The sequence below is a fragment of the Hydrogenophaga sp. genome (assembly GCF_051860785.1).
Lineage (GTDB): Bacteria > Pseudomonadota > Gammaproteobacteria > Burkholderiales > Burkholderiaceae_C > Hydrogenophaga.
In genome coordinates this window covers 16,306-29,025 of the sequence record NZ_JBIMLB010000014.1, presented here as the reverse complement: position 1 = coordinate 29,025, position 12,720 = coordinate 16,306, and the positions used below count along the sequence as shown (strand labels likewise).

The following is a 12,720-nucleotide window of genomic DNA, read 5'->3' as shown; positions in this document are numbered from 1 at the left end:
CAGAAAGATTTCTCACCATGACCAAGATCGTTGTCGTCACCTCAGGCAAGGGTGGTGTGGGCAAGACCACCACCAGCGCCAGTTTCGCCACGGGACTGGCACTGCGTGGCCACAAGACCGCCGTGATCGACTTCGACGTGGGTCTGCGCAACCTGGACCTCATCATGGGTTGTGAGCGGCGCGTGGTCTACGACCTGATCAACGTGATCCAGGGCGAGGCCAACCTCAACCAGGCGCTGATCAAGGACAAGCAGTGCGAGAACCTGTTCGTGCTGGCGGCCAGCCAGACGCGCGACAAGGATGCCCTCAGCCAGGAAGGCGTGCGCAAGGTGCTGACCGACCTGACCGGCATGGGTTTCGAGTACATCGTCTGCGATTCGCCCGCTGGCATCGAGACCGGTGCGCTCATGGCCATGCACTACGCCGACGAAGCGCTCATCGTGACCAACCCGGAAGTCTCCAGCGTGCGCGATTCCGACCGCATCCTGGGCATGCTGGGCAGCAAGACACAGCGCGCCATCGAAGGCAAAGACCCGATCAAGGAACACCTGCTCATCACGCGCTACAACCCCTCGCGAGTGGCCGATGGCCAGATGCTGTCGCTGCAGGACATCCAGGACATCCTGCGCATCAAGCTGATCGGCGTGATTCCGGAGAGCGAGAACGTGCTGACTGCCTCCAACCAGGGCACGCCGGCCATCCACCTCAAGGGCACCGACGTGGCCGAGGCTTACAGCGATGTGATCGACCGCTTCCTGGGCGCAGACAAGCCGCTGCGCTTCATCGAGGCAGAAAAGACGGGCTTCTTCAAACGCCTGTTTGGAGGGAAGTAAGGCATGTCATTGCTCTCCTTCCTGCTCGGCGAGAAGAAAAAGACCGCCAGCGTCGCCAAAGAACGGCTGCAGATCATCCTGGCGCACGAGCGCAGCGGTCGCAGCGCCTCCGAGCCTGACTATCTGCCGGCGCTGCAACGCGAACTCGTGGCGGTGATCGGCAAGTACATCAAGATCAACCCGGACGACATCAAGGTCCAGCTCGACCGCCAGGACAACCTGGATGTGCTCGAGGTGAAGATCGAGTTGCCCGATCGCAAGTAAGGGAGCTGCGCTTTTTCGCCCGGCGTGTTACATTACTGGGTCGCCCAGAGCGACCAGCAGCGTCCAGGTGATCCACACAGGACGCAACCGCCCCCGGCAGAGGGGCCGCTGGTCCAGCCCCTCCAGGGCGCGCCACACCGCTTTCTCACAGCACTGTGGCTCTTCTTCCCTGCTGTTGCCGATGCCCCTGCCGTGGCTCGTGCGCCGATCAAGGCCTGTTGCATTCCTGCGCCAGGCCACTGGCCGGACCAACCAGTGGGGCACCCCGGCGCTTGGGGCTGCCACCGTATTGCTTTTGTTTTCGGGCCTTGTCCCTGCTGTGGCGAAGCGCCAAAGCTCTGGCCCCCTGATGTTTTTGATGAATCACACAACACCTATTACAACGACCGCGAGACCGCCTCTTCTCACCTTGGGCAAGTACCGCATTGCGGCTTCGCCACGCCTGTTGCCTGACGGCCTGTTTGCCGCTCAGGTCTCGATTGCGAGCGGCCAGGGCAGCGCCTGCACCGCCCGCGTGATCCGCTTCGATAGCGCTTTCTCCACGCAAGCTGCAGCAACCGACTACGCCCTCGAACAGGGCATCGACTGGGTGCAAGACGCCACCCGCCTGCGCGCGCGCCCTAACTGACCGATACACTTCACGCAAAGGAACACACCATGGCCAAGGAAGAACTGATCGACATGATGGGCATCGTCAACGAGGTGCTGCCCGACACGCGCTTTCGCGTCACGCTGGACAACGGTCACCAGTTGATCGCCTATTCGGCGGGCAAGATGAAGAAGAACCACATCCGCATCCTGGCAGGTGACCGGGTCTCGCTCGAGCTCTCGCCCTACGACCTCACCAAGGGTCGCATCAACTTCCGCCACATCGAAGGCCGCGGTCCGATGGTGCCGCGCAAGCCGCGCTGAGCGTTCAGTAGAACAAGGCTTCCAGGTCGACGCTGCTGCGTCGACCGACGTCGGCCCGGTGCGCCGACAGCCACGCGCAGGCCCGTTCGCGGCCGAGCGCGAACAGCATTTCGAAGAAGCGCATGTTCGCCGCGATCTTGCTTTCGGTGCTCAGCTCGCGCAGCACCTCGCTGGCTTCGATCACGTGAAACTGCGTGCCGGCCAGGCGCCGGTCGAGGTCGCCACGGCGCCACCAGGGCGTGCGGGCCGCTCGCTCCCGCAGATGCGCAAACATGCGCATTTCCCTCAGGAAAGTGGCATTGAACGCCAGCTCCATCATGCGGTTCCGGATGTCGGTGGCCGATTGCGGCGTCGCGCTGTGCTTCAGTGGCGCAAGCATCACCAGCAGGATGTCTCTTGCATTGCATTCATGGAACAGCGGGAACACCGCGGGATTCGCCGCGTAGCCTCCATCCCAATACGGCTCACCATCGATCACCACGCTGCGGTGCATGGTAGGCAGGCATGCCGAGGCCAGCACGGCGTCGGCCGTGAGTTCGGGTGAACGGAACAGGCGCAGCTTGCCGGTGTTGGCGTTGGTCGTGGCGATGAACAGCTTGATGGGGCTGTGCTCGCGCAGGCGTTCGAAGTCGACTTGCTCCGAGAGGATCTTGCGCAAGGGGTTGAGGTCGAACGGGTTGAGCTGCTCTGGCGAGAAATAGTGCGTCCATTGCAGCATCAGGCGCATGGTGGGTGCGAGAACCATGTCCCTGCCGTCCGAGGTGGGCACCGCCACCTCGAATGGCGTGCTCCCGGCCACCGCGGTCCAGAAGGCGCGCAGCGCGGCCCGAGCGCCTGGCGATCCATCCGCCATCAGGCCCTGCGCCAGCACCACTGCGTTCATCGCTCCCGCACTCGTTCCGCTGACGCCGTCGAAGTGCACGCGGCCGTCTTCAAGCAGGGCGTCGAGCACGCCCCAGGTAAAAGCGCCGTGTGCACCACCGCCCTGCAGGGCCAGATTGACGGTGGGCGCACTGCGCCAGTTCAGGGCCATGCGGTTGCCTATTTGCGCCCACGCCGCACGCGAACCGCAGAGGCCAACCCTTCGAGCACCGGCACAGTCTGCTCGAACGAAATGCAGGCGTCGGTCACGCTCACGCCGCGCTTCAGGGGTTCACCGGGCACGATGTCCTGGCGTCCTTCGGACAAGTGGCTCTCGATCATCAGACCCATGATGCGCCCATCGCCGGCGGCCACTTGCGCTGCCACTTCGGCGGCCACCTCGATCTGCCGCAGGTGTTGCTTGCTGCTGTTGGCGTGCGAGACGTCCACCATGACCTGTTCGCGCAGACCAGCCTTCTTCAACAGCGCGCAGGCCGCATCCACGTCGGCCGCGCTGTAATTGGGTTGGGCACCGCCGCGCAGGATCACGTGGCAGTCGTCGTTGCCGCGCGTCTCGAAGATGGCCGCTTGCCCCATCTTGGTCATGCCCATGAAGGCGTGTTCGGCCCGTGCGGCCTGGATGGCGTCGCTGGCCACTTTCACCCCCCATCGGTGCCATTCTTGAACCCCACCGGACAGCTCAGGCCACTCGCGAGCTGGCGGTGGCTCTGGCTTTCGGTGGTGCGAGCACCAATGGCACCCCAACTCACGAGGTCGCTGATGAACTGCGGGCTGAGCAGATCCAGGAACTCGGTGCCCACCGGCAGGCCCAGCGCCAGCACGTCCAGCAGCAGGGCGCGCGCCAGCTCGAGTCCCTCGTTGATGGCGAAGCTGCCGTCCAGATGCGGGTCGTTGATGTAACCCTTCCAGCCTACTGTGGTGCGCGGTTTCTCGAAGTACACACGCATCACCACCAGCAGGTCTTCGGCCAGCCCATCGGCGCTGGCCTTGAGCTGTCGTGCGTAGTCCATGGCTTGCTCATGGTCGTGGATGGAGCATGGCCCCACCACGACCACCAGCCGGTCGTCCTGCCCATGCAGCACGCGAGAAATGTCGGCCCGGCTGCGCTCTACCAGCCCTTGCGCCGCGTCGGGCGCCGGTTGCCATTCCTGCAGCAGGGCTGGCGTGATCAGGGGTCGCACGGCGCCGATGCGCAGATCATCGATGCGGGTGGTGTCGTGGGTTGACAGTGGTGCGTGGGGCGTGTGGGTTTTCATGGTCGTTGCTGTGCGTTTTTGGCCACTGGGGTCGTGTTTGCGCCCGGAATCTGTGGAAATGTCACACGGATGCCATCTCTGGAGGTCTGTCGATTCAAGTTGCAGTTGGGTACGGCCGAAACTGAATGTGACACACACGGGCGGCGGTTCCGCCCGACTCGGGGGACCCATGAAGACTTTGTACTGCATCTGCTCGCTGGCCAGTGCCTGCCTGTTTGGCCTGGCACCTGGTGTGGCGGGCGCTGCAACGGCCGAGGCACCCAAGGTGGCTGAGACAGGGAACACCTACAAGCCGCAGTTCTGGGTGAATCTGGGTGGTTTCTCGCGCCACTTCTCCAACAGCAAGGGCTACAACGAGAACAACCTGGGCCTGGGCCTGGAATACCGCACAAGTCCGGAAATCGCCTACATGGCCGGGGCGTACTACAACAGTGTGTACAAGACCACATCGTACGCGGCGGTGAACTGGCAGCCCTGGCAACTGGGCCCGGTGAAGCTGGGCGCGGCACTGGGCGTGATGAACGGCTATCCCTCCCTGGCCAACGGCGGCAGCTTCTTTGCCGCGTTGCCGCTAGCCACCATCGAAGGCCGTCACTTCGGCATCAACCTCGGCGTGATTCCCTCGATGGGCAAAGTCGATGGTGCCGTCATCATCCAGTTCAAGCTGCGGCTGAACTGAGCGCACCCTTCGCCCGGGCCTGCATGAACGTGGGCAAGGCCGCGCGCGTGCATCGTTGCATGGCCATCAGGAAGGCGTGATCGGGCTGCGCCACGCCGTGGCGCGTGCGCAAATCCTGCTGGATGCGCGCGAGCAACTCCGCCGCCATCTCGGCATCGGCCAGAGCCCGGTGCGCCTGACCTGTGCGCGGCAGCCGGAAATGGTCCACCAGGGTACCCAGCCTGTGGCTCGGTGCTTCGGGGTAGAGCCGGCGCGACAGCAGCACCGTGCAGGCAAAGGCGTGCGGCGCAGCCTGGCCGGCCAGTGCCAGTTCCGCACACCAGAAGCGCCTGTCGAAGGAAGCGTTGTGCGCCACCATGGGCAGGTCGCCGACGAATTCTGCGGCCTCTCGCATCACGCGCTCGGCCGAAGGCGCGGTTGCCACCATGGCGTTGGTGATGCCGGTGAGCTGTGTGATGAACGACGGGACGCGCACCCCTGCGTTCATGAGGCTCTGGTAGCGATCGACCACACGCCCTTGCTCCAGGATCACCACCGCCACCTCGGTGGCGCGGTCGCCCGCTGAGGGCGAGATGCCCGTGGTTTCGAAGTCGATGACGGCGATGCGGTTCATGGTGATGGGGTTCGTGTCGGAACGGCGGAAGTCGTTTGTAGGACATGAGCTTATCCTGCGGCTCGAACCTTGTTGATGCCACACCCGCGTGTCATGCTGGCTGCATGCGCGAAACCAGAATCTCGCGAACCATTCGCGTCCTCACCGTGAACATCCACAAGGGCTACAACGCATTCAACAACCGCTTCGTGCTGCACGAGCTGCGGGATGCGGTGCGGGCCGAACAGAGCGACCTTGTCTTCCTGCAGGAAGTCAGTGGTGCATCGGGTCCTGCACATGCGTCGTCGGTGGGGGCGCAGTACGAGTTCCTGGCCGATCAGATCTGGTCGGATCACGCCTATGGACGCAACGCCGTTGCTCAGGGCAAAGACCATGGCAACGCGGTGCTGTCGCGCTTTCCCGTTCGGCACAGCCACAACCACGATATGTCGATCAAGGGATCTGAACCGCGAGGCATGCTTCATTGCGCGCTCACACTGGACGAACACGAGCCGGAGCTGCATGTGATCTGCGTGCACCTGGGACTCAGCGAGTCCCATCGTGCCCGCCAGATGGCCAGCCTGTGCGAGATGGTCCAAAGCGAGGTGCCCGCCGACTCGCCGCTGGTGGTCGCTGGCGACTTCAACGACTGGCGTTCACGCGCCGACGCCGCGCTGGCTCCTGCGGGTTTGCGGGAGGTGTTTCGCGGCGCCTTCGGCCACCATGCCCGCACCTTTCCCGCCCGCTGGCCCTGGCTGAGGCTTGATCGCATCTACACACGCGGTGTGGCTGCCGCAAGACCTTTGCCCCTGCCGCACAGCCCCTGGGCCCATCTCTCCGATCACGCGCCGCTGGCGGCCGAGATCGATCTGCTGGAGGCGACATGAACTCGCATTGGCTGCCTGGCAACCGCATCACCCTGCTGGAAAACGGCGAGGGTTACTACCCGCGCGTGTTCGAGGCGATCTCGCAGGCAAAGGAAGAAGTGCTGCTGGAGACCTTCATCCTGTTCGACGACAAGGTGGGTCGTCAGCTTCACAGGGCCTTGCTGAGTGCCGCCGCGAATGGTGCCACCGTGCATGTGCTGATCGATGGCTGGGGCTCTCCCGACCTGCCGCCGTCCTTCACCCAGCCACTGCTGGACGCCGGCGTGCGCCTGCGAGCTTTCGAGCCGGTACGGCGCCTCTTCGGTGCGCGTGTGAACCTGCTGCGTCGCATGCACCACAAGATCGTGGTGGTCGATGGCCAGCATGCGTTCGTCGGCGGCATCAACTACTCCATCGACCATATTGCCGAATTCGGCCCGCAGGCCAAGCAGGATTACGCAGTCGAGGTGGAAGGGCCGCTCGTGGGTCAGATTCAGGCCTTCTGCCGCGCCAACGTGGAGGCACCACAACCTTCACGTCGGGCATGGGTGCAGCGCTGGCGGAACATGCGCGATCGCGCCGAAGAGGAACGCGAGGTCGAAGACGGAGCGGTGGCCGCCTTCGTGACGCGCGACAACCACCTGCACCGCAGCGACATCGAGCGCCATTACCGCGCGGCGATCCGCAGCGCGCGCCATCGCATCCTCATCGCCAACGCCTACTTCTTTCCGGGCTACCGTCTGCTTCGGGACCTGCGTCGAGCAGCCCGGCGCGGCGTGCAGGTCGACCTGGTCATGCAGGGCCAGCCCGACATGGTGTGGGTCATGCGCGCCACCGAGTTGCTCTACCGGCACCTCATCCGCGCCGGTGTGCGCGTGCACCAGTATTGCGAACGGCCCCTGCACGCCAAGGTCGCGGTGATCGACGATCGCTGGGCCACGGTCGGTTCCAGCAACCTGGATCCGACCAGCCTCAGCCTGAACCTGGAAGCCAACGTCATCGTGCGCGACGAAGCATTCGCCCGCCATCTGCGGGAACGCATTGAACAACTCATGACATCGCACTGCAAGCTGGTGGAGCGGCCGGTACCCGGCAAACTGCGCTCGGCCTGGATCGGCGTGCGCAGCTTCGTGGTGTTCCACGCCCTGCGCCGCTTCCCGGTCTGGATGCAGCGGCTGACCGCACCACCACCGCGTGTGGTGCCCATGGGCGACGAACCCACATGAACAGGAGTCCCCGCATGCGCACCTTGTGGGGCTGGACCCGAAAGGCATTTCCCTGGCTGCTGGCGGTGCTGGTGCTGGCGCTGGTGGCCCGCCAGGCACGCGCTGTGGAATGGGTCGAGGTGTGGGCGGCGGTGCAAGCGATCCCGGCCAGACAGCTGGTGCTGGCGACCTCGCTCGCCGCACTGAGCTACACGCTCTATGCCAGCTTCGACCTGATCGGACGTCATCTCACCCGGGCGCGCATATCCGCTGGCCGCAGCCTCGGCACAGCGGCCATCAGCTACGCCTTCAACCTGAACTTCGGCTCGCTGGTGGGCGGCATGGCCATGCGTCTTCGCCTGTACACGCGATGGGGGTTGTCCGCGCCCACGGTGGCGAAGGTCATCGCCTACAGCATGGTGACCAACTGGCTGGGCTATTCGTGGGTGGCTGGCGCGGTGCTGCTGTGGGCGCCGCCGCGCCTGACCGAAAGCTGGGTTTCAAGCGATCTTCTGCTGCTGCAAACCCTTGGCCTGGCCATGATCCTTTTGACGGTGGTGTACGTCGCCCTGTGCTTCTTCTCGCGCCGACGCCAGCTGTCCTGGCGAGAGCATCGACTCGAGTTGGCCAGCGGGCCGTTGGCGCTGCTGCAGGCGGCCCTGGGTGGGACGAGCTGGTTGCTCATCGGGGCGATTGTCTGGAGCGTGTTTGCCGGCCGCATCGACTACCTCGACGTGCTGGGCGCCCTGCTGCTGGCGGCGGTGGCTGGCGTGCTTACGCACGTGCCTGCGGGCCTGGGCGTGCTGGAGGCGGTCTTCGCCGCGTCGCTCGGAGACTTGTTGCCGGTGGCGGAGGTGCTGGCCGTGGTGCTGGTCTACCGCGCCATCTATTACCTGCTTCCGTTGTGCTTCGCGCTGCCAGCGTATGGCCTGAGCGAAGCCGCGGCGCGCCGCCGTCGACGCACCCGTCCTCAGGACGGGGCGCCCGCCTGATCCTGTGTGCTGGCCAGTTCCACCGGGGCGGGAGGCGGCGGCGAGAACAAGGGCAGCTCCACGCTCACGCGCGTGCCCTGGCCCGGCGCGCTGGTGATGGTCAACTTGCCGGTGTGCGACTCCACGCGAACCCGCATGCCCAAAAGACCATGATGGCCTGCGCGCACCTGGCTCGGGTCGAAGCCCTTTCCATCGTCGCGCACCAGCAGGCGCGCCTGGCCTTCCTGGCGCATGAGTGAGACCCATGCATGGCGCGCATTGGCGTACTTGCTGATGTTCGTCAACGATTCCTGCACCACGCGGTAGACCGTCAGTTCGGCCTCCCGATCCAGCTCCACGGCCTCCAGCTGCGGCACGACAGGAATGCCCAGGCTGCTGGAGACGTCCTGGCACAGCACCTCCAGTGCGGCGATGAGGCCGAGCTGGTCCAGCGAAGACGGCCGCAGGTTCTCGACAATGCGGCGCTTGACGGCGATGCCCTCGTTGAGTCGCTGTTCAATGCCGCCCAGGCGCTCTCGCGCCACGGGTGGCAGATCGGGCACGCGGCGCAGGCGGGCCATTTCCAGTTTCATGGCTGTGAGCAGGCCGCCCATTTCATCGTGCAGTTCGCGGGCAACGCGACCACGCTCGTCCTCGCGGGTGTTCACCAGGTGGCCCGCCAGTTCGCGCAGCTCGGCGGTTCGAACCGCAATCTCGAGTTCCAGCACCTGGCTCTCGCGCGCCTTGCGCTCGTCGCTCTCGCGCAACTGGCGCATGAACATCAACAACGCCATCACCGCCACCAGAACCAGTGCGTGAAGGGCCAGGCGGTTGAGCATGATGGCGTCGAAAAGAGAGAGCCGTGTCGTCTGCTGCGCGGCGGCAGCCCGGTCGAGGACGTGGTCGAATTCCTGCCGCAGCTCCACGTAGCCCTGGCGGCTGCGGTCACTGCTCGCGAGGATGTGCGCACGCGTGCGCTGACCCCGTTCCGTGGAGGCAATCCACTCCTCCAGTGCCGCCACCCGGTTCTGAATTCGTGTCCGCACGGCTTCCACCGACACGGTGCGCCGGGGGTCAGCGTCGGCGATGCGCTGGAAAGCGCCCTCCTGCGCCGCGCGCAGGGTTTCGATGGCCTCCCGGTAGTCGGACCGGTAAATCTCCTGTCCGTTGATCAGGTAGGCACGCGTGGCTGTCTCGGCATCGGTGAGGGCCTGCAGCGCGCGCAAGGCCTGATGACGGGCATCAGACAAGCGGATGCCGCTCTCCAGCGTGGTGCGGGAATGCTGGTACGTGGATTCATTGATGACGATCGTGATCACAGCCAGCGCCAGCACGATGGGCATGACGTAGCGCGTGCGCGCGACGCGTTCGATCGAGGACTTGATCATCCGGGTTCCTGAAGACCCATGACTAGTTCAGGTCGCCAGGCACCGTGCCACCACCATCAGACACGTGGGCGCAGTAGTCGATGAGATCTTCCAGCTCATGGGATTTGTCGAACACCCGGTTCGCGCCGAGCACTTCGCAGCGTCGCCGGATGTCGGCGGTGGCGTAGTTGGTGAGCACCACACGCCTGGCCTGCAGACCAGCTTCCTGCGCTGCCTTGAGCACGCCCAGGCCAGAACCAGAAAGCAGGAAGATATCGATGATCAACAGGTCGACGGACTTGCCCTGTCCCTGCAACCACTGGGTTGCACTGCGCTCGTCCATGGCTCGCCCCACCACCTCGACGTTGGTGAGTTCTTCCAGTGTGGACACCAGGTTCTCATAGATCACCGGGTTGTCCTCAACGATGAAGGTTCTCAGTGACGCCATGGAGGGGGATGGGAGTTCGAAGCGGTGAAAAGAAACGACTGTAAACGGCTCGGGGCGGGTATGGGCGGTCTTGCCGCGCCTCCCCGCCCCGAGCTTGCTCCAGTCCCGGCGCCGTGTCTGTAGGTTTCGTCCTACAGCACGGGCTCGGAATTTCAGGGGCGCACCACGATGTCGTTTCGCACGCCCTTCACGCCGGGGGTCGCCTTGGCCAGGTTCTCGGCGGTGGATTTTTCGGCGTTCGACTTGGCAAAGCCCGAAAGCTGCACCGTGCCATTGAGCGTTTCCACGCTGATGGACGTGGCGCTCACCGTCTTGTCCTCGGCGAAACGAGCCTTCACGCGGGTGGTGATGGCGGCATCGTCGACGTAGGCTCCGACCGTCTGCTGGTCGCGCGCGACGGCGCAGCCCGTGATCTGGACCAGAGAGAAAGTGGCGGCGACAGCCACCAGTGCGGTTGCGATCTTCATGATGTGTTTTCCTAGGAATGATGGGAAGCGGCGCCCTCCTCAGGGACGCTCCCCGGGGTTGATCAGCTGTTCTTCTGCACGACCAGGCGGTTGTCCACGGCAACCACGCCATCCACCGCGGCGGCCAGTGTGGTGGCGCGATCGCGCGAGTCGGCATCGGGCGCGGTGCCCTTGAGGGCGACGCGACCGCCGTCGGTATCGACGTTGATCTGCAGCGCACTCAACTTGTCGTCGGCAGCCAGGGCGGCATTCACCTTGGCGGTGATGGCCATGTCGCTGGCGCCTTCAGCCACGGCCTGGCCGGCTTCAGAACCAGCGGCCTGCATGTCCTTCGCTGCTTCCCTGGCGTCGTTCTGCATCTGGGTCCCAGCGCTTTGCGTCTGGTTGACGCCGCTATCGATCTGCTGACCCACAGTGGCGTCTTCGTTCTTGCCGCAGGCGGCGAGCGCGATGGTGGCTGCCGCAGCGGCAATCAGGGTGAGGTGACGGGTTTGCGTTTTCATGGTGATGTCCTTTCAGTCAGAGCTTTTCGGTCGGGCGCTTCGCCGAGGGGCTGTCGAACCAGTCGTCGCCAGCACTGCGCTCCCAGGCGGCGACCTGTCGCTCGGCTTCGTCCTTGGCCACGCCGTAGCGTTCCTGGATCTTGCCGGCGAGCTGTTCGCGACGGCCGGCAACAACGTCGAAGTCGTCGTCGGTGAGCTTGCCCCACTTCTCGACCACGCGGCCCTTGAGTTGCTTCCAGTTGCCTTCAATGCGATCCCAGTTCATATGCATCTCCTTAAAAGTTGCTGATGTCGTGTCGGACCGGCGGTATGCCCGTCCCGGCTGGCGTTGTTCGTATCGCGTTGCCGTGAATGAACTGTAGGTTTGCCTCCTCGTGGAAGATGTCGGGCAGGCCGCCGCTGCGGTGTAGGACGTATCCGATCGAAAGCGGAGGGTTGTAGGAGCTGTCCGACGCAAGCCGTGCCCGGCGCCTGTTAAATTGCCCGCTCTCACCCACCACCCAGCCACGGCCACACGCCATCAGAGGTCACCATGATCAGAGTCGGAATCGTCGACGACCACGCCATCGTGCGTTCTGGACTGCGCCAGTTCCTCACCGAGCACGTGGACCTGCGCGTCACGGGCGAAGCCAACAACGGCCGCGAAGCCCTGGACCTGGCGCGCACGGGTGAGGTGGACGTGCTGCTGATGGACATCTCCATGCCCGAGCACGGTGGCGTGGACGCGCTGCAGGCCATCAAGGCGCGCTTTCCGGATCTGCACGTTCTCATCCTCAGCGGCTTCCCCGAGGCGCAGTACGCCACCACCCTGCTGCGCCATGGCGCCAGCGGCTACCTGAACAAGGAATGTGCGCCCGAGGAGATCGTCAACGCCATTCGCACGGTCTTTCGCGGCCGGCGCTACATCAGCCCGGCGGTGGCCGAGTTGCTGGCCGACGGCGCGGTGGGTGAAGCCGAACGCCCGCCGCACGAATTGCTCTCCGAGCGCGAGCTCCAGGTTTTCCTGCGGCTGGCCAAGGGCGAGACCATTGGTCACATGGCCGAGAACATGTTCCTCAGCGTGAAGACCGTGAGCACCTACCGCACCCGCGTTCTGGAGAAGCTCAAGCTCGCCAGCAACAGCGACCTGACCTATTACGCACTCAAGAACGGCCTGATCCAGTAAGCGGCTGGCGCGGTCCAGTCGGTGCCGTCCTACAAGCCAGTGAGGTGTTGGCTTGCAGGCAACTGCAGCGTCGATCCCTACAGTGGATACATCGCAATGATGGTCGTTGCGAATCCATCTGGAGAGCTTTCATGCTGCACTACGCTGTTGTCTTCTTCATCATTGCCCTGGTCGCTGCCGTCCTCGGCTTCGGCGGTATTGCCGCAGGCGCCGCAGGCATCGCCAAGATCCTCTTTGGAGTGTTCATCATCCTGGCGCTGGTGTCGCTGGTGGCCGACCTCGTGCGAAAGCGCTGAAGCTCGACGAGCTT

At 64.5% G+C, this 12,720-nt stretch carries 17 protein-coding genes and 1 pseudogene; 10 read left to right on the top strand and 8 right to left on the bottom strand.

Going from position 1 to position 12,720, the window contains the following annotated elements; translation table 11 throughout:
• Positions 1 to 17 precede the first annotated feature (17 nt).
• The 4 genes from minD (at position 18) to infA (ending at position 2,009) form a co-directional block, all read left to right on the top strand.
• Entirely contained in the window at positions 18 to 833 is an 816-nt protein-coding gene (minD, locus tag ACTIF6_RS17655; protein ID WP_439589233.1) for a septum site-determining protein MinD, read from the top strand.
• Positions 834 to 836: 3 nt separating this feature from the next.
• Positions 837 to 1,097, top strand: coding sequence for a cell division topological specificity factor MinE (gene minE, locus ACTIF6_RS17650; protein WP_297648695.1), 261 nt, complete (start codon positions 837 to 839; stop codon positions 1,095 to 1,097).
• 409 nt (positions 1,098 to 1,506) lie between these two features.
• Positions 1,507 to 1,725, top strand: a complete 219-nt coding sequence (locus ACTIF6_RS17645) for a hypothetical protein (RefSeq protein WP_439589232.1) — start codon at positions 1,507 to 1,509, stop codon at positions 1,723 to 1,725.
• A 29-nt stretch (positions 1,726 to 1,754) separates the two neighbouring features.
• Positions 1,755 to 2,009 (top strand): translation initiation factor IF-1, encoded by a 255-nt coding sequence (gene infA / locus ACTIF6_RS17640; RefSeq protein WP_056265133.1) that lies wholly within the window; start codon positions 1,755 to 1,757, stop codon positions 2,007 to 2,009.
• A gap of 4 nt (positions 2,010 to 2,013) precedes the next feature.
• Here infA and ACTIF6_RS17635 read toward each other — a convergent pair whose 3' ends face one another.
• Complete coding sequence (locus ACTIF6_RS17635) at positions 2,014 to 3,042, bottom strand: patatin-like phospholipase family protein (protein WP_439589231.1); 1,029 nt, start codon at positions 3,040 to 3,042, stop codon at positions 2,014 to 2,016.
• A gap of 8 nt (positions 3,043 to 3,050) precedes the next feature.
• A pseudogene (locus tag ACTIF6_RS17630) lies at positions 3,051 to 4,147 on the bottom strand (3-deoxy-7-phosphoheptulonate synthase).
• Between the two features lie 169 nt (positions 4,148 to 4,316).
• Between ACTIF6_RS17630 and ACTIF6_RS17625 the strand changes: the two are divergent.
• Positions 4,317 to 4,826, top strand: a complete 510-nt coding sequence (locus ACTIF6_RS17625) for a hypothetical protein (protein WP_439589230.1) — start codon at positions 4,317 to 4,319, stop codon at positions 4,824 to 4,826.
• On the opposite strand, the gene ACTIF6_RS17620 is transcribed toward ACTIF6_RS17625, so the two are convergent.
• Entirely contained in the window at positions 4,807 to 5,439 is a 633-nt protein-coding gene (locus ACTIF6_RS17620) for a 3'-5' exonuclease (RefSeq protein ID WP_439589229.1), read from the bottom strand. The genes ACTIF6_RS17625 and ACTIF6_RS17620 overlap by 20 nt on opposite strands.
• Before the next feature lie 104 nt (positions 5,440 to 5,543).
• Here ACTIF6_RS17620 and ACTIF6_RS17615 point away from each other — a divergent pair, with 104 nt between their 5' ends.
• Genes ACTIF6_RS17615 through ACTIF6_RS17605 form a run of 3 tightly spaced genes read left to right on the top strand, consistent with a single transcriptional unit; the run spans position 5,544 to position 8,481 of the window.
• Positions 5,544 to 6,305: an endonuclease/exonuclease/phosphatase family protein gene (locus ACTIF6_RS17615; RefSeq protein ID WP_439589228.1), complete on the top strand. Its 762-nt coding sequence runs from the start codon at positions 5,544 to 5,546 to the stop codon at positions 6,303 to 6,305.
• Complete coding sequence (clsB, locus tag ACTIF6_RS17610; protein ID WP_439589227.1) at positions 6,302 to 7,510, top strand: cardiolipin synthase ClsB; 1,209 nt, start codon at positions 6,302 to 6,304, stop codon at positions 7,508 to 7,510. Before ACTIF6_RS17615 ends, clsB begins: the two co-directional genes overlap by 4 nt.
• A 14-nt stretch (positions 7,511 to 7,524) precedes the next feature.
• On the top strand, positions 7,525 to 8,481 hold the full coding sequence (locus ACTIF6_RS17605) for a lysylphosphatidylglycerol synthase domain-containing protein (RefSeq protein WP_439589226.1): 957 nt from the start codon (positions 7,525 to 7,527) through the stop codon (positions 8,479 to 8,481).
• On the opposite strand, the gene ACTIF6_RS17600 is transcribed toward ACTIF6_RS17605, so the two are convergent.
• From ACTIF6_RS17600 to ACTIF6_RS17580, 5 genes are all read right to left on the bottom strand, one after another.
• The gene (locus ACTIF6_RS17600; protein ID WP_439589225.1) at positions 8,460 to 9,848 is read right to left on the bottom strand and encodes a sensor histidine kinase; all 1,389 of its coding nucleotides are present in this window, start codon (positions 9,846 to 9,848) and stop codon (positions 8,460 to 8,462) included. The two genes, ACTIF6_RS17605 and ACTIF6_RS17600, sit on opposite strands and share 22 nt — an antisense overlap.
• A 22-nt stretch (positions 9,849 to 9,870) precedes the next feature.
• A complete protein-coding gene (locus tag ACTIF6_RS17595) occupies positions 9,871 to 10,275 on the bottom strand; it encodes a response regulator (RefSeq protein ID WP_439589224.1) in 405 nt (134 codons plus the stop codon).
• Between the two features lie 152 nt (positions 10,276 to 10,427).
• On the bottom strand, positions 10,428 to 10,742 hold the full coding sequence (locus ACTIF6_RS17590) for a BON domain-containing protein (protein WP_439589223.1): 315 nt from the start codon (positions 10,740 to 10,742) through the stop codon (positions 10,428 to 10,430).
• Between the two features lie 62 nt (positions 10,743 to 10,804).
• On the bottom strand, positions 10,805 to 11,245 hold the full coding sequence (locus ACTIF6_RS17585) for a BON domain-containing protein (RefSeq protein ID WP_439589222.1): 441 nt from the start codon (positions 11,243 to 11,245) through the stop codon (positions 10,805 to 10,807).
• 16 nt (positions 11,246 to 11,261) lie between these two features.
• A complete protein-coding gene (locus ACTIF6_RS17580) occupies positions 11,262 to 11,510 on the bottom strand; it encodes a CsbD family protein (RefSeq protein WP_439589221.1) in 249 nt (82 codons plus the stop codon).
• A gap of 267 nt (positions 11,511 to 11,777) precedes the next feature.
• Here ACTIF6_RS17580 and ACTIF6_RS17575 point away from each other — a divergent pair, with 267 nt between their 5' ends.
• Both ACTIF6_RS17575 and ACTIF6_RS17570 read left to right on the top strand, forming a co-directional pair.
• Complete coding sequence (locus ACTIF6_RS17575; RefSeq protein ID WP_439589220.1) at positions 11,778 to 12,410, top strand: response regulator; 633 nt, start codon at positions 11,778 to 11,780, stop codon at positions 12,408 to 12,410.
• A 131-nt stretch (positions 12,411 to 12,541) separates the two neighbouring features.
• The gene (locus ACTIF6_RS17570) at positions 12,542 to 12,706 is read left to right on the top strand and encodes a DUF1328 domain-containing protein (RefSeq protein WP_439589219.1); all 165 of its coding nucleotides are present in this window, start codon (positions 12,542 to 12,544) and stop codon (positions 12,704 to 12,706) included.
• The last annotated feature ends 14 nt before the right edge of the window (positions 12,707 to 12,720 follow it).

Bases quoted from the DNA above. Each gene is read 5' to 3' on its own strand.
- ACTIF6_RS17570 (WP_439589219.1), top strand. From the start codon at position 12,542: ATGCTGCACTACGCTGTTGTCTTCTTCATCATTGCCCTGGTCGCTGCC.
- clsB (WP_439589227.1), top strand. From the start codon at position 6,302: ATGAACTCGCATTGGCTGCCTGGCAACCGCATCACCCTGCTGGAAAAC.
- ACTIF6_RS17600 (WP_439589225.1), bottom strand. From the start codon at position 9,848: ATGATCAAGTCCTCGATCGAACGCGTCGCGCGCACGCGCTACGTCATG.
- ACTIF6_RS17595 (WP_439589224.1), bottom strand. From the start codon at position 10,275: ATGGCGTCACTGAGAACCTTCATCGTTGAGGACAACCCGGTGATCTAT.
- ACTIF6_RS17585 (WP_439589222.1), bottom strand. From the start codon at position 11,245: ATGAAAACGCAAACCCGTCACCTCACCCTGATTGCCGCTGCGGCAGCC.
- ACTIF6_RS17575 (WP_439589220.1), top strand. From the start codon at position 11,778: ATGATCAGAGTCGGAATCGTCGACGACCACGCCATCGTGCGTTCTGGA.
- ACTIF6_RS17635 (WP_439589231.1), bottom strand. From the start codon at position 3,042: ATGGCCCTGAACTGGCGCAGTGCGCCCACCGTCAATCTGGCCCTGCAG.
- ACTIF6_RS17625 (WP_439589230.1), top strand. From the start codon at position 4,317: ATGAAGACTTTGTACTGCATCTGCTCGCTGGCCAGTGCCTGCCTGTTT.
- ACTIF6_RS17620 (WP_439589229.1), bottom strand. From the start codon at position 5,439: ATGAACCGCATCGCCGTCATCGACTTCGAAACCACGGGCATCTCGCCC.
- ACTIF6_RS17605 (WP_439589226.1), top strand. From the start codon at position 7,525: ATGCGCACCTTGTGGGGCTGGACCCGAAAGGCATTTCCCTGGCTGCTG.
- ACTIF6_RS17615 (WP_439589228.1), top strand. From the start codon at position 5,544: ATGCGCGAAACCAGAATCTCGCGAACCATTCGCGTCCTCACCGTGAAC.
- minE (WP_297648695.1), top strand. From the start codon at position 837: ATGTCATTGCTCTCCTTCCTGCTCGGCGAGAAGAAAAAGACCGCCAGC.
- ACTIF6_RS17580 (WP_439589221.1), bottom strand. From the start codon at position 11,510: ATGAACTGGGATCGCATTGAAGGCAACTGGAAGCAACTCAAGGGCCGC.
- ACTIF6_RS17590 (WP_439589223.1), bottom strand. From the start codon at position 10,742: ATGAAGATCGCAACCGCACTGGTGGCTGTCGCCGCCACTTTCTCTCTG.
- infA (WP_056265133.1), top strand. From the start codon at position 1,755: ATGGCCAAGGAAGAACTGATCGACATGATGGGCATCGTCAACGAGGTG.
- minD (WP_439589233.1), top strand. From the start codon at position 18: ATGACCAAGATCGTTGTCGTCACCTCAGGCAAGGGTGGTGTGGGCAAG.